21 protein-coding genes are annotated in these 17,899 nt (G+C 62.5%); 15 read left to right on the top strand and 6 right to left on the bottom strand.

The features are described from left to right. Positions 1-202 precede the first annotated feature (202 nt). The 4 genes from P3S72_RS12360 (at position 203) to P3S72_RS12345 (ending at position 4,950) form a co-directional block, all read left to right on the top strand. On the top strand, positions 203-2,956 hold the full coding sequence (locus P3S72_RS12360) for a response regulator (protein WP_276197547.1): 2,754 nt from the start codon (positions 203-205) through the stop codon (positions 2,954-2,956). A gap of 91 nt (positions 2,957-3,047) precedes the next feature. Further along, complete coding sequence (locus tag P3S72_RS12355) at positions 3,048-4,037, top strand: 2-hydroxyacid dehydrogenase (protein ID WP_247405166.1); 990 nt, start codon at positions 3,048-3,050, stop codon at positions 4,035-4,037. A 71-nt stretch (positions 4,038-4,108) separates the two neighbouring features. Next, positions 4,109-4,549 (top strand): hypothetical protein, encoded by a 441-nt coding sequence (locus tag P3S72_RS12350; RefSeq protein WP_169881558.1) that lies wholly within the window; start codon positions 4,109-4,111, stop codon positions 4,547-4,549. Then, entirely contained in the window at positions 4,546-4,950 is a 405-nt protein-coding gene (locus P3S72_RS12345; RefSeq protein WP_276197546.1) for an META domain-containing protein, read from the top strand. The genes P3S72_RS12350 and P3S72_RS12345 overlap by 4 nt, the downstream gene beginning before the upstream one ends. A gap of 124 nt (positions 4,951-5,074) precedes the next feature. On the opposite strand, the gene P3S72_RS12340 is transcribed toward P3S72_RS12345, so the two are convergent. After that, on the bottom strand, positions 5,075-5,536 hold the full coding sequence (locus P3S72_RS12340; protein ID WP_247405160.1) for a TlpA disulfide reductase family protein: 462 nt from the start codon (positions 5,534-5,536) through the stop codon (positions 5,075-5,077). A 115-nt stretch (positions 5,537-5,651) separates the two neighbouring features. Between P3S72_RS12340 and arsC the strand changes: the two genes are divergently transcribed. Genes arsC through P3S72_RS12325 form a run of 3 tightly spaced genes read left to right on the top strand, consistent with a single transcriptional unit; the run spans position 5,652 to position 7,019 of the window. Beyond that, positions 5,652-6,005 (top strand): arsenate reductase (glutaredoxin), encoded by a 354-nt coding sequence (gene arsC, locus P3S72_RS12335; RefSeq protein ID WP_247405158.1) that lies wholly within the window; start codon positions 5,652-5,654, stop codon positions 6,003-6,005. Further along, positions 6,002-6,616, top strand: coding sequence for an NAD(P)H:quinone oxidoreductase (gene wrbA / locus P3S72_RS12330; RefSeq protein WP_276197545.1), 615 nt, complete (start codon positions 6,002-6,004; stop codon positions 6,614-6,616). The genes arsC and wrbA overlap by 4 nt, the downstream gene beginning before the upstream one ends. Beyond that, positions 6,600-7,019 carry a DUF2069 domain-containing protein gene (locus P3S72_RS12325; protein ID WP_276197544.1) on the top strand — a complete coding sequence of 140 codons (420 nt, stop codon included), beginning with the start codon at positions 6,600-6,602 and terminating at the stop codon, positions 7,017-7,019. The genes wrbA and P3S72_RS12325 overlap by 17 nt, the downstream gene beginning before the upstream one ends. A gap of 90 nt (positions 7,020-7,109) precedes the next feature. On the opposite strand, the gene P3S72_RS12320 is transcribed toward P3S72_RS12325, so the two are convergent. Then, complete coding sequence (locus P3S72_RS12320) at positions 7,110-7,781, bottom strand: DNA-3-methyladenine glycosylase I (protein WP_276197543.1); 672 nt, start codon at positions 7,779-7,781, stop codon at positions 7,110-7,112. 67 nt (positions 7,782-7,848) lie between these two features. After that, the gene (gene ttcA, locus P3S72_RS12315; protein ID WP_276197542.1) at positions 7,849-8,673 is read right to left on the bottom strand and encodes a tRNA 2-thiocytidine(32) synthetase TtcA; all 825 of its coding nucleotides are present in this window, start codon (positions 8,671-8,673) and stop codon (positions 7,849-7,851) included. Positions 8,674-9,037: 364 nt separating this feature from the next. Here ttcA and P3S72_RS12310 point away from each other — a divergent pair, with 364 nt between their 5' ends. Beyond that, on the top strand, positions 9,038-9,640 hold the full coding sequence (locus tag P3S72_RS12310) for a Yip1 family protein (protein WP_276197541.1): 603 nt from the start codon (positions 9,038-9,040) through the stop codon (positions 9,638-9,640). Positions 9,641-9,769: 129 nt separating this feature from the next. Further along, positions 9,770-10,264 carry a SprT family zinc-dependent metalloprotease gene (locus P3S72_RS12305; RefSeq protein WP_247405138.1) on the top strand — a complete coding sequence of 165 codons (495 nt, stop codon included), beginning with the start codon at positions 9,770-9,772 and terminating at the stop codon, positions 10,262-10,264. Positions 10,265-10,325: 61 nt separating this feature from the next. On the opposite strand, the gene P3S72_RS12300 is transcribed toward P3S72_RS12305, so the two are convergent. Then, positions 10,326-11,507, bottom strand: coding sequence for a CaiB/BaiF CoA-transferase family protein (locus P3S72_RS12300; RefSeq protein ID WP_276197540.1), 1,182 nt, complete (start codon positions 11,505-11,507; stop codon positions 10,326-10,328). A gap of 158 nt (positions 11,508-11,665) precedes the next feature. Between P3S72_RS12300 and tusD the strand changes: the two genes are divergently transcribed. From tusD to P3S72_RS12270, 6 genes are all read left to right on the top strand, one after another. Further along, the gene (gene tusD / locus P3S72_RS12295) at positions 11,666-12,058 is read left to right on the top strand and encodes a sulfurtransferase complex subunit TusD (RefSeq protein WP_276197539.1); all 393 of its coding nucleotides are present in this window, start codon (positions 11,666-11,668) and stop codon (positions 12,056-12,058) included. Position 12,059: 1 nt separating this feature from the next. Then, entirely contained in the window at positions 12,060-12,410 is a 351-nt protein-coding gene (gene tusC / locus P3S72_RS12290) for a sulfurtransferase complex subunit TusC (RefSeq protein ID WP_276197538.1), read from the top strand. Next, the gene (gene tusB, locus P3S72_RS12285) at positions 12,410-12,688 is read left to right on the top strand and encodes a sulfurtransferase complex subunit TusB (protein ID WP_253396735.1); all 279 of its coding nucleotides are present in this window, start codon (positions 12,410-12,412) and stop codon (positions 12,686-12,688) included. Before tusC ends, tusB begins: the two co-directional genes overlap by 1 nt. After that, on the top strand, positions 12,685-13,020 hold the full coding sequence (locus P3S72_RS12280; RefSeq protein WP_276197537.1) for a TusE/DsrC/DsvC family sulfur relay protein: 336 nt from the start codon (positions 12,685-12,687) through the stop codon (positions 13,018-13,020). The genes tusB and P3S72_RS12280 overlap by 4 nt, the downstream gene beginning before the upstream one ends. Next, a complete protein-coding gene (locus P3S72_RS12275) occupies positions 13,017-14,018 on the top strand; it encodes a glycosyl transferase family protein (RefSeq protein WP_276197536.1) in 1,002 nt (333 codons plus the stop codon). The genes P3S72_RS12280 and P3S72_RS12275 overlap by 4 nt, the downstream gene beginning before the upstream one ends. An 88-nt stretch (positions 14,019-14,106) precedes the next feature. Further along, the gene (locus P3S72_RS12270) at positions 14,107-15,102 is read left to right on the top strand and encodes a glutathione S-transferase family protein (RefSeq protein WP_276197535.1); all 996 of its coding nucleotides are present in this window, start codon (positions 14,107-14,109) and stop codon (positions 15,100-15,102) included. Positions 15,103-15,208: 106 nt separating this feature from the next. Here P3S72_RS12270 and cysG read toward each other — a convergent pair whose 3' ends face one another. After that, positions 15,209-16,603 (bottom strand): siroheme synthase CysG, encoded by a 1,395-nt coding sequence (gene cysG / locus P3S72_RS12265; RefSeq protein ID WP_276197534.1) that lies wholly within the window; start codon positions 16,601-16,603, stop codon positions 15,209-15,211. Beyond that, entirely contained in the window at positions 16,604-17,884 is a 1,281-nt protein-coding gene (gene serS, locus P3S72_RS12260) for a serine--tRNA ligase (RefSeq protein ID WP_276197533.1), read from the bottom strand. Positions 17,885-17,899 lie beyond the last annotated feature (15 nt).

The following is a 17,899-nucleotide window of genomic DNA, read 5'->3' as shown; positions in this document are numbered from 1 at the left end:
CGTCTGCAAGTAATTCTCAATCACTGATTATTCAAGATTCCCCTCCGCCAGGCAATCGCCACGTCGTGCCAAATGGCTCGTAGATTGCCATCCGTGATTAATTTGCAAGATTCCAGACCGCGCAAATGGCTACACTGCGCGGGTGACGCGGGCCGGATGCCTGCACGGACGATTGATAACAACGTGGTTGCAGGAGAGTGGCGTGCTTACAAGAATGGGGATAAAAGGCCGCGTACTGTTGCTGACCTTATTACCGACCAGCCTGATGGCCTTATTGCTGGGGGGCTATTTCACCTGGATGCAGCTCTCGGAGTTGCAGTCCCAGTTGCTGCAACGCGGCGAAATGATCGCCGAGCAGTTGGCCCCGTTGGCGGCTCCCGCCCTGAGCAGCAAGAACACCGACCTGCTGGAACGCATCGCCACCCAATCTCTGGAACAACCGGACGTGCGCGCCGTTTCTTTCCTCGCACCGGACCGCTCGTCCATGGCCCACGCCGGCCCGACCATGCTCAACCCGCCGCCGGCGGGTAACAGCTCACACCTGTTGCAGCGCACCGGCAACGATGCCACCCGCTACCTGCTGCCGGTGTTTGGGCGCCATCGCAACCTTGCCGGCGAGCTGATCCCCGATGAAGCCGACCGCCTGCTCGGTTGGGTCGAGGTGGAACTGTCCCACAACGGCATGTTGCTGCGCGGTTACCGCAGCCTGTTCGCCAGCCTGCTGTTGATCGCCATCGGCCTGATCTGCACGGCGGCCCTGGCCCTGCGTATCAGCCGCACCATCAATTCGCCGATCGGCCAGATCAAGCAAGCCGTGGCCCAACTCAAGGACGGCAACCTGGAAACCCGCTTGCCTGCGCTGGGCAGCCAGGAACTGGATCAACTCGCCTCGGGCATCAACCGCATGGCCGAGACCCTGCAGAACGCCCGGGAAGAACTGCAGCACAGCATCGACCAGGCCACCGAAGACGTGCGCCAGAACCTGGAAACCATCGAAATCCAGAACATCGAGCTGGACCTGGCGCGCAAGGAAGCCCTGGAGGCCAGCCGCATCAAGTCGGAGTTCCTGGCCAATATGAGCCACGAAATCCGCACGCCGCTCAACGGCATCCTCGGTTTCACCCACCTGCTGCAAAAAAGCGAGCTGACGCCGCGCCAGTTGGATTACCTGGGCACCATCGAAAAGTCCGCCGATAACCTGCTGGGCATCATCAACGAGATCCTCGACTTCTCGAAGATCGAAGCCGGCAAGCTGGTACTCGACAGCGTGCCCTTCAACCTGCGGGACTTGCTGCAAGACACCCTGACCATCCTCGCCCCCGCCGCCCATGCCAAACAGCTAGAACTGGTGAGCCTGGTGTACCGCGACACACCGCTGGCATTGGTGGGTGACCCGCTGCGCCTCAAGCAGATTCTGACCAACCTGATCAGCAATGCGATCAAGTTCACCCGCGAAGGCACCATCGTGGCCCGCGCGATGATCGAGGATGAACAGGAAGACAGCGTGCAACTGCGCATCAGTGTGCAAGACACCGGCATCGGCCTGTCCAGCCAGGACGTGCGCACGCTGTTCCAGGCGTTCAGCCAGGCCGACAATTCGCTGTCGCGCCAACCGGGCGGCACCGGCCTGGGCCTGGTGATTTCCAAGCGCTTGATCGAACAGATGGGCGGCGAAATCGGCGTCGACAGCACACCGGGCGAAGGCTCGGAGTTCTGGATCAGCCTGAACCTGCCCAAGACCCGCGACGACGTCGAAGACCTGCCCTCTGCGCCGCTGCTCGGCCGCCGCGTGGCCGTGCTGGAAAACCACGAACTGGCGCGCCAGGCCTTGCAGCACCAACTCGAAGACTGCGGCCTGGAAGTCACGCCGTTCAATACCCTGGAAAGCCTGACCAACGGCATCACCAGCGCGCACCAGACCGAACAGGCGATCGACCTGGCGGTACTCGGCGTCACCGCCAATGACATCCCGCCCGAGCGCCTCAACCAGCATCTGTGGGACCTCGAACACCTGGGCTGCAAGGTACTGGTGCTGTGCCCGACCACCGAGCAAATGCTGTTCAACCAGTCCGTGCCCAACCCCAACAGTCAGTTGCAGGCCAAGCCCGCGTGTACGCGCAAGCTGCGCCGCGCCCTGGCCGACCTGATCAGCCCGCGCCCCTCTCGCTCCGAGCCGGGCGAGCCACTCTCCAGCCGCGCGCCCCGCGTGCTCTGTGTGGATGACAACCCGGCCAACCTATTACTGGTGCAAACCCTGCTGGAAGACATGGGCGCCAAAGTCCAGGCAGTGGAAAGCGGTTACGCGGCCATCGAGGCAGTCAAGCAGGAAACCTTCGACCTGGTGCTGATGGACGTGCAGATGCCGGGCATTGACGGGCGCCAAAGTACCGAGGCGATTCGCCAGTGGGAAAGCGAGCGCCACGGCACGCCGCTGCCGGTGGTGGCCCTCACCGCCCACGCCATGGCCAACGAAAAGCGTGCGCTGCTGCAAAGCGGCATGGACGACTACCTGACCAAACCCATCAGCGAGCGGCAATTGGCCCAGGTGGTGTTGAAGTGGACCGGCCTGGCCCTGCGCAACCAAGGGCCGGAGCGCCCGACCGAAGGCCTCGGCCCAGGCGTGCGATTGCTGGTGCTGGACCACGAGGAAGGCCTGCGGCTGGCCGCGGGCAAGGCTGACCTGGCGGCGGACATGCTCGCGATGTTGCTCGCCTCCCTGGAAGCCGACCGCCTGGCGATTACCCTCGCGCGCGAAGCCAATGACAACCACGCCTTGATCGAACGCGTCCATCGCCTGCACGGCGCCACCCGTTACTGCGGCGTGCCGCAACTGCGCGCCGCCTGCCAACGCGCCGAAACCCTGCTCAAGCAGGACGACGCCAAGGCCATGGCCGCGCTGGACGAGCTGGACATGGCCATTGCCCGGTTGGCCAGTGAAGCGCGGGTCAGCGCCTAACACTTTTTATGGAGGCGAACCCTGTGGGAGCGGGCGCGTTCGCTCCCACAGGGTTCGCGTTACCAAAACGTAGATTGCAGGGAGCATTTTAATGCGCGTCATTCTTTTCAGCAGCCAGACCTACGACCGCGACAGTTTTCTCGGCGTGCCGCTACCGCCCGGCCTGGAACTGCAATTCCAGCCCGCACGGCTCACCCTCGACACCGTGGCCCTGGCCGAACATCACGAAGCGGTCTGCGCGTTTATCAACGATGACCTCAGCGCGCCCGTGCTCGAGCACCTGGCCAAGGGCGGCACCCGCTTGATCGCACTGCGCTCGGCCGGTTACAACCATGTCGACCTCGCCGCCGCCAAGCGCCTGGGCCTGACCATCGTGCGGGTGCCCGCCTATTCGCCGCATGCCATCGCCGAACACGCCGTGGCGCTGATTCTCGCCCTGAACCGGCGCCTGCATCGCGCCTACAACCGCACCCGCGAGGGCGATTTCAGCCTGCACGGCCTGACCGGCTTTGACCTCGTCGGCAAGACCGTCGGCGTGGTCGGCACCGGGCAGATCGGCGCCACCTTCGCCAAGATCATGGCCGGCTTTGGCTGCCACCTGCTGGCCTACGACCCGTTTCCCAACCCGCTGGTCCAGGCTCTCGGCGCTCGCTATGTGAGCCTGCCCGAACTGCTGGCCGAGGCGCAGATCATCAGCCTGCACTGCCCGCTCACCGCCGACAGCAAGCACCTGATCAATGCGCGCTCCCTGGCGCAGATGCAACCCGGCGCGATGCTGATCAACACCGGGCGCGGTGGCCTGGTGGACACCCCCGCGCTGATCGAAGCGCTCAAGGACGGCCAACTCGGCTACCTGGGGCTGGATGTGTACGAAGAAGAAGCCCAGCTGTTTTTCGAGGACCGTTCCGACCTGCCCCTGCAAGACGATGTGCTCGCGCGCCTGCTGACGTTCCCCAACGTGATCGTCACCGCGCACCAGGCATTCCTCACGCGCGAGGCCCTGGCGGCGATCGCCGACACCACCCTGGCCAATATCGCGGCCTGGGCCGATGGCCGTGCGCAGAATCGTGTCGACGGATGATCAGCGGTCACATACCAGGCGCATGATCCGCAGGCGCGCGTGCTAGGATGCCGCGCCTATTTGGAGGAACCATGGCCGAACACGATTTCCGCTTCAGCTTGCTGAGCCCGCAACACACCCTGATCGAATGCCGCGCTCTGGTGCCGGGCCGTTACCAGGTCACCGGCAACGGTGGTTCGATCAAGCATGGCGACGTACTGATCGTCACCCTGCGCGGCAGTAAAACCCTGTCGATGCGCCTCACCGTCGAAGGTGACGCGCGCTACTCCATCCGCCCGGCGGGCCAATGGGTCGCCATGGCCCAAGGGCCGAAGTTCGGCGAACTGGAGATTCACACCTGGAACGTCAACTGCGACAGCTGCGAGGCCGTGCTGGAGTTTGAATTCGCGGTGGAGACCAAGCTGACCAAGGAACCGCTGCAACCGGCCGCCAATGCGCGCATTGCCGAATTGGGCTGGGCCAGCGAAGGCGCCAAGCACCGCTGCCCGAAATGCCAGAAGGCCGCGCAATGAAGGGCCTGCTTCTGCTGGCCGCCGTCGGTGCCGGCCTGATGGGCTGCGCCGGTGATGCGGTAAAGCTCAAGCAGGATCACAGCTACGTGGTGGAATGGATCGGTGAGCGGCCGCTGATGGATTACGCGCACCTGAGTGTCACCCTGGGCGCCGATGGTCGCGCCTACGGCAACGGCGGGTGCAACCACTGGTTTGCACCGTACACCGTGGAGGGCGAAAAACTCAGCTTCGGCAAGATCGGCAGCACCCGCAAACTCTGCGCCGACGCCCTGATGGAGCAGGAACACCGCTTCTTCCAAGCCCTGCAAGGCGTTGAGCGCTGGGACATCTCGCCGATCGAGCAGACCCGTTTCTGGCCTGCCGAAGGCAAACCCATTCGCCTGTGGCTTGAAGAAGGCTGATAGCGAAGCCCGCAGGCTCAATGTGATCTAACTGTGGGAGGGGGCTTGCTCCCGATGACGACCTATCAGTCAGCTCGTGTATCGACTGACACACCGCCATCGGGAGCAAGCCCCTCCTACATATTCAACCGCGCAGGGCCTTGAGTTTGGCCAGCACGCCTTGCGCCGTCTGCTCGCCCATCAACTGCTCACGCACCTTGCCCTTGTCATCGATGATGTAAGTCACCGGCAACGCTTCGCTGCGTGGAATATCAAAGATCCCGTCCGGGTTCTGTGCCAGCACGGTGAACTTGATGCCCAGCTTGTCGCTGGCGTCCTTCAGTTCTGCGCCCTGCACATTGTCGAAATTGACTCCGAACACGCCGACGTTCTGCCCTTTCAACTGTTCCGACAAGGCGTTGAGCTCAGGAATTTCCGTGCGACAAGGGCCACACCATTCCGCCCAGTAGTTGACCACCAGCCATTGCTTGTCCAAGCGCTCGGCCGCTACTTTCTGGCCATATTGGTCAACGCCGTAGTCATTACCGCAGCCGCTGAGCAGCAGGGTTGTGATGATCGCCAATGCACCGATCAGTCGCCTTGTCATGGGGTAATCCTTCGCAAAAATGAACGTTGGCTGCGGCTGATCGCCTCTTACGGTTTAAGGACCGGGCGCAGCGCAGGTAGAATACCCGCCACCTTACGCAAGATGCGACCCGCACATGACCGATCTGACGCTTTATCACAACCCGCGCTGCTCGAAATCCCGCGGAGCGCTCGAACTGCTGGAAGCTCGCGGCCTCGCCCCGACGGTGGTGCGCTACCTGGAAACCCCGCTGAATGCCGCGCAATTGAAAGCCCTGCTGACCAAACTGGGGCTCAGCGCACGCCAACTACTGCGCACCGGCGAAGAGGAATACAAAACCCTCAACCTGGATGACGCGACGCTCAGCGAAACACAGTTGATCGCCGCCATCGCCGAGCACCCCAAGTTGATGGAACGTCCGATCCTCGAAACCAGCGACAAAGCCATCATCGGCCGGCCGCCGGAGAACGTGCTGGAGATCCTGCCGTGAGTACGCCGTATGTGCTGGTGTTGTATTACAGCCGCAACGGCTCGGTCAGCGAAATGGCCCGGCACATTGCCCGAGGTATCGAACAAGGCGGGATGGAAGCACGCCTGCGCACCGTGCCGGCGATCTCCGCCGAGTGCGAAGCCGTAGCGCCGAGCATTCCGGCCGAAGGCGCGCTGTATGCCAGCCTGGATGATTTGAAGAACTGTTCAGGCCTGGCCCTGGGCAGCCCGACCCGCTTCGGCAATATGGCCGCGCCGTTGAAGTACTTTATCGACGGCACCAGTAACCTCTGGCTGACCGGCGCCCTGGTCGGCAAACCGGCCGGGGTATTTACCTCCACCGCCAGCCTGCACGGCGGCCAGGAAACCACGCTGATGTCGATGCTGCTGCCGCTGCTGCACCACGGCATGCTGATCACCGGCCTGCCTTACAGCGAACAAGCACTGCTGGACACCCAGGGTGGCGGCACGCCTTACGGCGCCAGCCACCATGCCGGGCCCGACGGCAAGCGCCTGCTGGATCAACATGAAATCGCCCTGTGCAAGGCCCTTGGCCTGCGCCTGGCGAAAACCGCTGTGCTGCTGGAGAACGGCCGTGGCCAAAAAACCTAAAATCCTGCCACCCCAGGCCTGGCTGGCGCCGCGGGTCAAAGTCGCACGCGCGCTGAGCCTGCTGGCGTTTTTCGGCCTGGTCGGTCTGCTCTGCGTGTATTACCTGTTCATCGCCGACCTGCACGGCGCACGCCCGTGGGTGATCCTGCTGATCGAGTTGGTGCCGCTGCTGGTGCTGGCGCCGGGGATGGTGAGCGGCAGCGCGCGCGGACACTCGTGGATGTGCTTTGTGGTGAACCTGTATTTCATCAAGGGCGCGCTGGCGGCCTATGACCCGAACCGCCAGTGGTTCGGTGTGCTGGAAATGCTCGCGAGCCTGGCGCTGTTCTGTACGGCGCTGCTGTATGTGCGCTGGCGGTTCCAGTTGGATCGGCGCTTGGCGGGCGAGGGTCAGCCAGCCTGACCCGCCGTCAGCGCGAGCAAGCCCCACGCTTGGAATGCAGTTCCTTGTGCTTGTGGGAGTGGGCTTGCCCGCGATGGCGTCACCTCGGTTTCAATGATTGACCGTATACGCCAGCATCATCGACAACTGGCACATCGGCCGCCCACTCTCGGCATGCCACTGGTTGAACGCCCCCTGCACCGTCGCCAGGTCGCGCAGGCTGGTGGGGGCCTTGTCGACGATCTTCTGCGCATGCAGTGCCGCGACCACGTCATCGCTCGGCACGAACGTATCCTTGCCCACCATGCGCAGAAAGCGCGGCGCCGACAGCCCGCCCAACTGATGACCGTGCTTGCTCAAGTATTTCCACAACCCGACGATGTCGGTCACCGGCCAATCGGCGATAAACGCGCCGAAACTGCCCTTCTCCTGGGCGATGTCGAGGATCATCTGCGCGTTGCGCGGCACGCTCTTGAGCTTGCCCAAGTGGCGGATGATGCGCGTGTCCTGCATCAAGCGCTCCAGGTGCTCGGCGCCCATCAGCACGACTTTTTCCGGGTCGAAGCCAAAGAACACCTGCTCGAACGCGGGCCATTTGGCATCCACCACGCTGTGCTTGAGCCCGGCGCGAAAAACCCGCAGCGCCAGGGTCGACAGGTAACGATCATCACTGATCTGGCGTAATTGCGCCGGGGTGTTGGGGACAGGCAGGTGGGCTTCCAGCTCGGCCGCCGAACCGAAGCGGTTCAGACAATATTCGTGCAGCCATTTGTAATCGCGCATGCCCTCTCCTGGGGATTGAAATGAAAACGGCGCCTGTGAGCGCCGTCGTTCAGAGCGTTGAAAAGCGTCAGAGGTTCACTACGTTGACGAAGCGCGAAGCGGCGCTCTCGTCGATACGCAGGCTGGTGAAGTCGAACAGGTTACGGTCGGCTAACTGCGATGGGATCACGTTCTGCAAGCTGCGGAAGATACTCTCGGTCCGCCCCGGGGTCTTGCGTTCCCAGTCCTGGAGCATCTCCTTGACCACCTGGCGCTGCAGGTTTTCCTGGGAGCCGCACAGGTTGCACGGGATGATCGGGAATTGCTTGAAATCGGAGTAGGCCTGGATGTCCTTCTCGTTGCAATACGCCAGCGGGCGAATCACCACGTTGCGTCCGTCATCGGCGCGCAGCTTGGGCGGCATGGCCTTGAGGGAGCCGTTGAAGAACATATTGAGGAAGAACGTCTCGACGATATCGTCGCGGTGATGCCCCAGGGCCATCTTGGTCGCACCGATCTCATCGGCAAACGTGTAGAGCGTGCCACGGCGCAGGCGCGAACACAGCGAGCAGGTGGTCTTGCCCTCCGGGATCAGTTCCTTGACCACCGAATAGGTGTCTTTTTCAACGATGTGGTACTCGATGCCCAGTGCCTTGAGGTAGGCCGGCAGCACCTCTTCGGGGAAGCCCGGTTGTTTCTGGTCCATGTTGACGGCGACGATCTCGAACTTGATCGGCGCGACCTTTTGCAGGTGCAGCAGCACGTCGAGCAGGGTGTAGCTGTCTTTGCCGCCGGAGAGGCAGACCATGACTTTGTCGCCGTCCTCGATCATGTTGAAGTCGGCGACCGCTTCACCGGCCAGGCGACGCAGGCGTTTTTGCAGTTTGTTCTGGTTGACCGTAAGAGTGCCCATGGCGCTTGGATCCGCTAGAGGTGTGTGACGAAAAGCGCGGTATTTTACCGGTAAGGTTGACCAAGTTCCAATGTGGGAGGGGGCTTGCTCCCGATAGCGGGGTGTCAGCCACCCATTTGTTAGTGACAGACTGCCATCGGGAGCAAGCCCCCTCCCACACTTGACTGCATTGCCAACCTACAGACCGCGCCGCGATTAAGCCCGCTGTTTACAGCGCAATTTGCTCTAAAGCCCTACGGTTTTTCCGGTCATCACTTCCTATACTGCGACTTGAGGTCGCACATAACTATCCAGACCTTTCAGGCCATCTGGCCCGTGGGCGCTCCGATGGGGGGCGATGGTAATAACGACAGGAGTGACTGGCATGATCCATCACGTCGTGGGGCTTTTTACCCATCCCGACCAGGAATGGCGGGAAATTCGTGGCGATAAAGAAGAAAGCGTCGGCCACATGTACCTCACACACACCTTGATTCTTGCGGCGATCCCCGCCGTATCAGCCTTTATCGGCACCACCCAGGTCGGCTGGGTCATCGGCAACCGCTCCCCGGTCATGCTGACCCAGGAAAGCGCCTTGTGGATGACCCTCATGTCTTACGTGGCGATGCTCGGCGGCGTAGCGGTCATGGGCGCCTTCATTCACTGGATGGCGCGCACCTACGACGCCAGCCCCAGCATGGCGCGTTGTGTCGCCTTTGCCACCTACACCGCCACACCGCTGTTTATCGGCGGGCTGGCGGCGCTCTACCCGCACATGTGGCTGGGGATGGTCGTCGGCACGGCGGCGATCTGTTACACGGTGTACCTGCTGTATGTGGGGTTACCGACGTTCATGAGCATCGATCCGGACGAGGGCTTCCTGTTTTCCAGCTCGGTGTTGGCCGTGGGCCTGGTCGTGCTGGTGGCAATCATGGCGTTTACGGTGATCGTCTGGGGCTTGGGCGTTGGCCCGATCTATACCAACTAAGCGGTTTCACCCAGCAGGCAAGGCCACCGCAAGGTGGCTTTGTGCGTCATGCACGACCATTCGGCGCCTGACCGATTCGGAAACACCCGCCTTTGCGGCATACTGAGCGCCTCTGGAGATAGGTACAGCATGCCTGAGCAACTCAATACCCGCGTCGAAGATTGTTTCCTGCTAGCCGAATCCTTTTTCAAACGAAACTTCAAACGCCCTCAGGTCAGCCTCAAGCTGCGGGGCCAGAAGGCCGGTGTCGCGCATTTGCACGAGAACCTGCTGCGCTTCAACCCACAGTTGTACCGAGAAAACAGCCAACACTTCCTGAAACAGACCGTGGCCCATGAAGTGGCGCACCTGATCGCCCACCAATTGTTTGGCGAACGCATCCAGCCCCATGGCGAAGAATGGCAACTGATCATGCGAGGCGTGTATGAACTGCCGCCGGACCGTTGCCACACCTATGAAATCAAGCGCCGCCAGGTGACCCGCTATATCTACCGCTGCCCGTGTGCCGACAGCGACTTCCCGTTTTCGTCACAGCGCCATGGGCTGGTGAGGCAGGGGCGGCGTTATCTGTGCAGGCGCTGTCGGCAGACGTTGGTGTTTACCGGGGAAACCCGCGTCGAGTGAAAGGTGCGGTGCCTGTAAGCGCCTCATCGGGGGCTTGCTCCCGATAGCGCCCGCCCAGTCACTACACAATCACCTTGGCGCTGCGCAGTTCGCTGATGCGCTGTGGGCTCAAGCCCAACTCCATCAGCACTTCATCACTGTGTGCGCCCACAGCGACCCCAATATGCCGGGGCGCTGGCAACCCCTCGGAGAACTTAAGCGGGCAAGCCATTTGCGCCTGGGTCGAGCCGTCGGCCCGAGGCACCTGGGCGACCAACTCCCGCGCCTTCAACTGCGGATGCTCCACGCCTTCGCTCAGACTCAACACCGGTTCCACGCACGCATCCACCCCGGCAAACAACTCGCACAGTTCCTCAAAACTGCGCTTCTCGAACTCAACCTGCAGCGCCTGCTTGAGCGCCTTTTGCTGCGCAGGCTTGGGCGACAAGCCTTGTGCCGCCAACTCCGGTCGTCCCAACGTTGCACACAATTGCTGCATAAACGCCGGCTCCAGACTGCCCACCGACATCCAGCGCCCATCACGGGAGCGGTAATAATCGTAGAAACTGCCGCCATTGAGCACATGGGTCTCCCAACCGGGCTCCACGCCACAGGCCAGGTATCCAGCGCCGGCCATGGCATTCAAGCTGAACGAGCAGTCGGTCATGCTCACATCCAGGTATTGGCCGACGCCGCTCTGTTGTCGCGCAATCACCGCCGCGAGCAGGCCCACCACCGCGTGCAGCGAACCGCCGGCGACATCTGCCAATTGCACGCCCAAGGGCAGCGGCCCGCTGTCCTGACGCCCGGTATGGCTGGCTATTCCGGCCAACGCCAGATAGTTGATGTCGTGCCCGGCGCGATCCTTGTAGGGGCCGGTCTGACCGTACCCGGTGATCGACACATAAATCAGCCGCGGGTTGATCGCCTTCAACGCCGCATACCCCAGGCCCAGGCGCTCCATCACCCCCGGGCGAAACTGCTCGAGCACGATGTCGTAGCCCTTGACCAGCTCGCGCACAATCTCCAGCGCCTCGGCCTGCTTCAGATCCAGGGCGAGACTGCGCTTATTGCGATTGAGGTAAGCATGGCTCGCCGAGGTGCCCTGATCATGGGGCGGCAGCACGCGTAGCAGGTCCATGCGCGTGGGCGATTCGATGCGCAGCACCTCGGCGCCCATGTCCGCTAGCATCAGCGAAGCGAACGGACCGGGCAGCAAGGTGGAAAAATCCAGTACTTTAAGGGACGCCAAGGGACCTGACATGGAGACTCCGTTTCCGATTCGACTGACGACAGCGTAGTCAGCCTTCAGCGCCCAGGGCAATCGTCAGAACGATCATCGGACGTGACCGTTTTGATCACGGCGGGCTTTTTCCTGACGGCGGCCTTATCATTGGCCCACGTTTGCTTGCAGGGTGTTCCATGAAATTCGCGATAGCAGTGTTTTCCGCCGCCCATGCGCCCTCCTCGCGTCGCGCCTTGCTGTTCGCCCAGGCGGCGCTGGCCGGCGGGCATGAGATTGTGCGGCTGTTTTTTTATCAGGATGGCGTCTACAGCGCCTCCAACACCATCGTTGCGCCACAGGATGAGCAAGACATCGCCCGCCAATGGCGTGAGTTTGTCAGCGCACAACAGTTGGACGCCGTGGTCTGCATCGCCGCCGCCCTGCGCCGTGGTGTGCTCAACCGTGAAGAAGCCGCACGCTACCAACGCAGCGCGGTGAACGTGGATGCGCCATGGGAGCTGTCGGGCCTTGGGCAATTGCACGACGCGAGCCAGACCGCCGACCGCTTGATCTGTTTTGGAGGGCCGTGACATGTCCAAATCCTTGCTGGTGATCAGCCGCCAGGCACCGTGGTCCGGGCCGAGCGCGCGGGAAGCGCTGGATATCGTGTTGGCCGGCGGCGCGTTCGATCTGCCCATCGGCCTGCTGTTTCTGGATGACGGCGTGTTCCAACTGGCACCGCACCAGGACGCCAAGGCCGTGCAGCAAAAAGACCTCGGCGCCAACCTGCAGGCACTGGGGCTGTTCGGTATCGACGCGGTGTTTGCCTGCGAGCACAGCCTGGCCGCGCGCGGGCTGACGCACCCCGTCAATGCACAGCCGCTGAACAACGAACAGATCTCCCAGTTGATTGACCGTTACGACCAGGTGATAACCCTCTGATGTCGACTTTACATGTGGTGTCCCACTCCCCGTTTACCGATAGCCGCCTCGACAGTTGCCTGCGCATCTGCGGCAGCGACGATGCGATCCTGCTCTGTGGCGACGGCGCCTATGGGCTGCATCACCCGGCCCTGCAACTCAAGGGCGTGAAGGTGTTTGTGCTGGCCGAAGACAGCCTGGCGCGCAACCTGCCGCTGCCCGACTGGGCCGACTGCGTGGATTACCCGGGTTTCGTGCAACTGTCGATCGACTACGACAAGGTCAACACCTGGCTATGAACACCCTGACCGTGGGCGCGCACGCCCTCGAACTGGACAAGGACGGCTACCTCGTCAACCTGAACGAGTGGTCGGTCGACGTGGCCAACGCCCTGGCCGCCGCCGAAGCCCTCGAGTTGACCCCGGCGCACTGGGAAATCCTCGAGCTGCTGCGCCAGTTCTATCAAGAATTCCAGCTGTCCCCCGCCACGCGCCCGCTGATCAAGTACACCGCCTTGAAGCTGGGCACGGACAAGGGCAACAGCCTGCACCTCAATAAACTGTTCAACGGCACTCCCGCCAAACTCGCCGCCAAGCTGGCGGGCCTGCCCAGGCCGACGAATTGCTTATGACCGATTTTGCCCCGCTGACCCTTGAAACCCCCGCCGAGCACCCGTTTGCGCCGTTCGTGCGCATCCTGGGCAAAGGCAAGCGCGGCGCGCGCAACCTGACCCGCGAAGAAGCCCGCGAAGCCATGGGCATGCTGCTTGACGAGAAAGTCGAAGACACCCAGCTCGGCGCCTTCCTCATGCTGCTGCGCCACAAGGAAGAAAGCCCGGAAGAACTCGCCGGCTTCACCGAAGCGCTGCGCGAGCGCCTGCACGCGCCGGCGCTGAAGGTGGATGTCGACTGGCCGACCTACGCCGGCAAAAAGCGCCACCTGCCGTGGTTCCTGCTGGCCGCCAAGTGCCTGGCGCAGAACGGTGTGCGCATCCTCCTGCACGGCGGCGGCGCCCACACCGCTGGCCGGTTGTACACCGAGCAATTGCTGGAAGGCCTGCAGATCCCGTTGTGCCGCAATTGGCAGCAGGTCGAGACGGCCTTCGAGCACGGCAACCTGGCGTTTATCCCGCTGGGCGACTGGGCACCGCAACTGCAACGCATGATCGATCTGCGCAACACCCTGGGCCTGCGCTCGCCGATCCACTCCCTGGCACGCCTGCTCAACCCACTGAATGCCCGCTGCGGCCTGCAAAGCATCTTCCACCCCGGTTACCAGGGTGTACACCGCGATGCCAGCGGCCTGCTCGGTGACAATGTGATTGTGGTCAAGGGCGATGGCGGTGAGATCGAGATCAACCCCGACACCATCAGCCACCTCTACGGCACCACCGGCGGCGAAAGTTGGGACGAAGAATGGCCCGCCCTCTCCGCCCAGCGTCATGTCAAACCGGCCAGCCTGGAGCCCGAGCAGTTGAAAGCGCTGTGGCGCGGCGACGTCGAGGACAGCTACCCGCAACTGGCCTTGATCGCCACCATGGCCCTGGCCTTGCGCGGCCTGGGTCATCCGCGAGAGCAAGCGTTCGAACTGGCCCAGCACTACTGGGACGCGCGGGATAAATCGATTTAATCGATCATTGCACCGCAGTTTTTGCGCTTTTAGTTCGAACTCATCCCTTTAGACTGGGCTCTAACGCTTATTAGCCAAGGAGCCAGTCATGGGTTTGCTGATCGAAGGACGCTGGCACGACCAGTGGTACGAAAGTAGCGCGGATGGCGCTTTCCAGCGGGAACAGGCACAACGCCGCCACTGGGTGACCGCTGACGGCCAGCCCGGCCCCAGCGGCGAAGGTGGCTTCAAGGCCGAAGCCGGTCGCTACCACCTGTATGTGTCGCTCGCCTGCCCATGGGCCCATCGCACACTGATCCTGCGCAAACTCAAAGGCCTCGAAGGTCTGATCGACGTGTCCGTGGTCAGTTGGCTGATGCTGGAAAACGGCTGGACCTTCGACAAGGCCCACGGCTCCAGCGGCGACACGCTCGATGGCTTCAACTTCATGCACCAGCGCTACACCGCCGACACGGCCGACTACACCGGGCGTGTCACGGTGCCGGTGCTGTGGGACAAACACCTCAAGCGCATCGTCAGCAATGAATCAGCGGAGATCATCCGCATGTTCAACAGCGCGTTCAACGGGCTGACCGGCAACACCCTGGACTTCTACCCCGAGGCTCTGCGCCCGAGCATCGACGCGTTGAACGAGCGCATCTACCCCGCCGTGAACAACGGCGTGTACCGCGCAGGTTTCGCCACCTCGCAGCAGGCGTATGAACGTGCGTTCGATGATCTGTTTGCCGAACTTGACCACCAGGAACAGCACCTCGGCGAGCATCGCTACCTGGCCGGTGAATACCTGACCGAGGCTGATGTGCGGCTGTTCACCACGCTGATTCGCTTTGATGCAGTGTATTACAGCCACTTCAAATGCAACCTGCGCCGGATTGCGGATTATCCGAATTTGTCGAACTGGTTGCGGGAGATGTATCAATGGCCGGGAGTGGCCGAGACGGTCGACTTTGAGCACATCAAGGGGCATTACTATGCCAGCCACCGCACCATCAATCCGACGGGGATTGTGCCCAAGGGGCCGTTGCAGGTGTTTGATGCCCCGCATGATCGTGGGCGGTTGAGCGGTAAGGGTGTCTGGAGCTAATCCGGAGGACTGGTTGGATCAAATGGCCTTATCGGGGGCAAGCCCCCTCCCACTTTTTGGAATGCATTCCAATGTGGGAGGGGGCTTGCCCCCGATGCATTTAGGCTCAGACTTGGGCCTGGGCGCCTTCAAACCATTTGAGTTTCTCGCGCAGCACTACCACCTCACCGACGATCACCAGCGTCGGCGCATGCACTTCATGCTCCGCCACCATGCGCGGCAAGTCGGCCAAGGTACCGGTGAACACGCGCTGGTTGGACGTGGTGCCCTGCTGGATCAAGGCCGCCGGGGTGTCCGCCGAACGTCCATGCTTGATCAACTGTTCGCAGATGATCGGCAAACCGATCAAGCCCATGTAGAACACCAGGGTCTGCGACGGGCCCACCAGATCACTCCAAGGCAGGTCCGAGGTGCCGTTCTTCAAGTGCCCGGTGATAAAGCGTACCGATTGCGCATAGTCGCGGTGAGTCAGCGGAATCCCGGCATACGCCGCGCAACCGCTGGCCGCCGTGATGCCCGGCACCACCTGGAACGGAATGCCATGGGCCGCCAGTTCTTCGATCTCTTCGCCGCCACGGCCAAAGATGAACGGATCGCCACCCTTGAGACGCAGCACACGCTTGCCTTGCTTGGCCAGGTCGACCAGTTGCTGGTTGATCTGGTCCTGAGGCACGGTGTGGTCAGCACGCCGCTTGCCCACGTACACGCGCTCGGCGTCACGCCGGCACAGTTCAAGAATCGCTGGCGCCACCAGGCGGTCGTAGAGCACCACATCGGCCTGCTGCATCAGACGCAAGGCGCGGAAGGTCAATAGGTCCGGATCGCCGGGGCCGGCGCCAACCAGGTAGACTTCGCCCGGCGCATTCGGCGGTGCGCCGTTGACCTTTTCAATCAACAGACGCTCGGCTTCATCGCCCTGCCCGGCCAGTTGCCGATCGGCAATCGGGCCCTGAAAGACTTCTTCCCAGAACGCGCGGCGTTGCTGCACATCCGGGTACAACCCTTTGACCTGGGCTCGAAAGCGCGCCGCCAGCCCGGCCAGTTGGCCATACGTGGACGGAATCCAGGTTTCCAGCTTGGCCCGGATCAAGCGTGCCAGCACCGGCGCATCGCCGCCGCTGGACACCGCGATCACCAACGGCGAACGGTCGACAATCGCCGGGAAGATCACGCTGCACAGGGCCGGCGCATCCACCACATTGACCGGCACGCAACGGCGTTTGGCATCGCTGGACACTTGCGCGTTCAGCGGTTCGTCGTCCGTAGCGGCGATGATCAGGGTGCAACCGTCGAGGTCGGCCTCCTGATAACCGCGCACGATCAGTTCCCCGCCACTGCCCTGCACCAGTTCACGCAACTGGTTTTCGATCTGGGGAGCAACCACCCGCAGCAGCGCGCCAGCGTCGGCCAACAGCCGGGACTTGCGCAAGGCAATCTCCCCGCCGCCGACGACCAACACACGACTGCCGCGCAGGTTATGGAACAGCGGCAGAAATTCCATTTAGCCGATGACCTCGATGCCCGCCATGTAAGGCTTGAGCACGTCCGGCACACGGATCGAACCGTCGGCCTGCTGGTAGTTTTCTAGCACGGCCACCAGGGTACGGCCTACGGCCAGGCCCGAACCGTTGAGGGTGTGCACCAGTTCCGGCTTGCCGGTTTCCGGGTTGCGGAAACGCGCCTGCATGCGACGCGCCTGGAAATCACCGCAGTTGGAGCACGACGAGATCTCGCGGTATTTGTCCTGGCTCGGCACCCACACTTCGAGGTCGTAGGTTTTCACGGCGCTGAAACCCATGTCACCCGTACACAGTGCCAGCACGCGGTACGGCAGTTCCAGCAGTTGCAGCACGCGTTCGGCGTTGGCGGTCAGGCCTTCGAGGGCCTCCATGGAGGTCGACGGCTCGACCACTTGCACCATCTCGACTTTGTCGAACTGGTGCTGGCGGATCATGCCGCGAGTGTCGCGCCCGGAGGCACCGGCTTCACTGCGGAAGCATGGCGTGTGGGCGACGAGCTTGAGCGGCAGCTGCTTGGCGTCGAGGATCTCGCCGGCCACGATGTTGGTCAGCGACACTTCGGCGGTCGGGATCAGGTACAGGTCGGCTTCGCCATCGCGGCTGATCTTGAACAGGTCTTCCTCGAACTTCGGCAACTGGCCGGTACCCTGCAGGGCCGGGGCCTGAACCAGGTACGGCGTGTAAGCCTCTTCGTAACCGTGTTCGCCGGTGTGCAGGTTGATCATGAACTGCGCCAGGGCGCGATGCAGGCGGGCAATCGGACCACGCAGCAAGGCAAAGCGCGCGCCGGACAGCTTGGCGGCGGTTTCGAAATCCAGGCCACCGCTGAGTTCGCCCAGGGCGACGTGGTCCTTGATCTCGAAATCAAAGGCCTTCGGCGTGCCCCAGCGGCGCACTTCGACGTTCCCCTCTTCGTCCGCACCGACCGGCACCGACTCGTGCGGCAGGTTCGGAATGCCTAGCAGGATTGAATCCAGCTCGCCTTGAATCTTGTCCAGTTCGACTTTGCCGTCGGACAGCTCGGTGCCCATGCGCTCGACGTCCGCCATCAACGGCGCGATGTCTTCGCCGCGCTGCTTGGCCTGACCGATGGATTTGGAACGCGCATTACGCTCAGCCTGCAGTGCTTCGGTGCGGGTCTGGACGGTCTTGCGCTGTTCTTCCAGCGCTTCGATGCGCGCAACATCCAAGGCAAAGCCACGGGATGCCAGGCGGTCCGCTACGTCCTGAAGGTTGCTACGTAACAGTTTGGAATCGAGCATGTCGGTCTCTCGTTT

This window comes from Pseudomonas sp. D3, from assembly GCF_029320995.1.
In the GTDB taxonomy this organism is placed as follows: domain Bacteria; phylum Pseudomonadota; class Gammaproteobacteria; order Pseudomonadales; family Pseudomonadaceae; genus Aquipseudomonas; species Aquipseudomonas paraveronii.
The sequence above is the reverse complement of the archived record's forward strand: the minus strand, read 5'-3'. Positions and strand labels throughout refer to the sequence as shown.

Excerpts from the sequence above, each read along its gene's own strand:
- P3S72_RS12355 (WP_247405166.1), top strand. The coding sequence starts at position 3,048 with ATGCGCGTCATTCTTTTCAGCAGCCAGACCTACGACCGCGACAGTTTT.
- P3S72_RS12350 (WP_169881558.1), top strand. The coding sequence starts at position 4,109 with ATGGCCGAACACGATTTCCGCTTCAGCTTGCTGAGCCCGCAACACACC.
- P3S72_RS12345 (WP_276197546.1), top strand. The coding sequence starts at position 4,546 with ATGAAGGGCCTGCTTCTGCTGGCCGCCGTCGGTGCCGGCCTGATGGGC.
- P3S72_RS12340 (WP_247405160.1), bottom strand. The coding sequence starts at position 5,536 with ATGACAAGGCGACTGATCGGTGCATTGGCGATCATCACAACCCTGCTG.
- arsC (WP_247405158.1), top strand. The coding sequence starts at position 5,652 with ATGACCGATCTGACGCTTTATCACAACCCGCGCTGCTCGAAATCCCGC.
- P3S72_RS12320 (WP_276197543.1), bottom strand. The coding sequence starts at position 7,781 with ATGCGCGATTACAAATGGCTGCACGAATATTGTCTGAACCGCTTCGGT.
- ttcA (WP_276197542.1), bottom strand. The coding sequence starts at position 8,673 with ATGGGCACTCTTACGGTCAACCAGAACAAACTGCAAAAACGCCTGCGT.
- P3S72_RS12310 (WP_276197541.1), top strand. The coding sequence starts at position 9,038 with ATGATCCATCACGTCGTGGGGCTTTTTACCCATCCCGACCAGGAATGG.
- P3S72_RS12305 (WP_247405138.1), top strand. The coding sequence starts at position 9,770 with ATGCCTGAGCAACTCAATACCCGCGTCGAAGATTGTTTCCTGCTAGCC.
- P3S72_RS12300 (WP_276197540.1), bottom strand. The coding sequence starts at position 11,507 with ATGTCAGGTCCCTTGGCGTCCCTTAAAGTACTGGATTTTTCCACCTTG.
- tusD (WP_276197539.1), top strand. The coding sequence starts at position 11,666 with ATGAAATTCGCGATAGCAGTGTTTTCCGCCGCCCATGCGCCCTCCTCG.
- tusC (WP_276197538.1), top strand. The coding sequence starts at position 12,060 with ATGTCCAAATCCTTGCTGGTGATCAGCCGCCAGGCACCGTGGTCCGGG.
- tusB (WP_253396735.1), top strand. The coding sequence starts at position 12,410 with ATGTCGACTTTACATGTGGTGTCCCACTCCCCGTTTACCGATAGCCGC.
- P3S72_RS12280 (WP_276197537.1), top strand. The coding sequence starts at position 12,685 with ATGAACACCCTGACCGTGGGCGCGCACGCCCTCGAACTGGACAAGGAC.
- P3S72_RS12275 (WP_276197536.1), top strand. The coding sequence starts at position 13,017 with ATGACCGATTTTGCCCCGCTGACCCTTGAAACCCCCGCCGAGCACCCG.
- P3S72_RS12270 (WP_276197535.1), top strand. The coding sequence starts at position 14,107 with ATGGGTTTGCTGATCGAAGGACGCTGGCACGACCAGTGGTACGAAAGT.
- cysG (WP_276197534.1), bottom strand. The coding sequence starts at position 16,603 with ATGGAATTTCTGCCGCTGTTCCATAACCTGCGCGGCAGTCGTGTGTTG.
- serS (WP_276197533.1), bottom strand. The coding sequence starts at position 17,884 with ATGCTCGATTCCAAACTGTTACGTAGCAACCTTCAGGACGTAGCGGAC.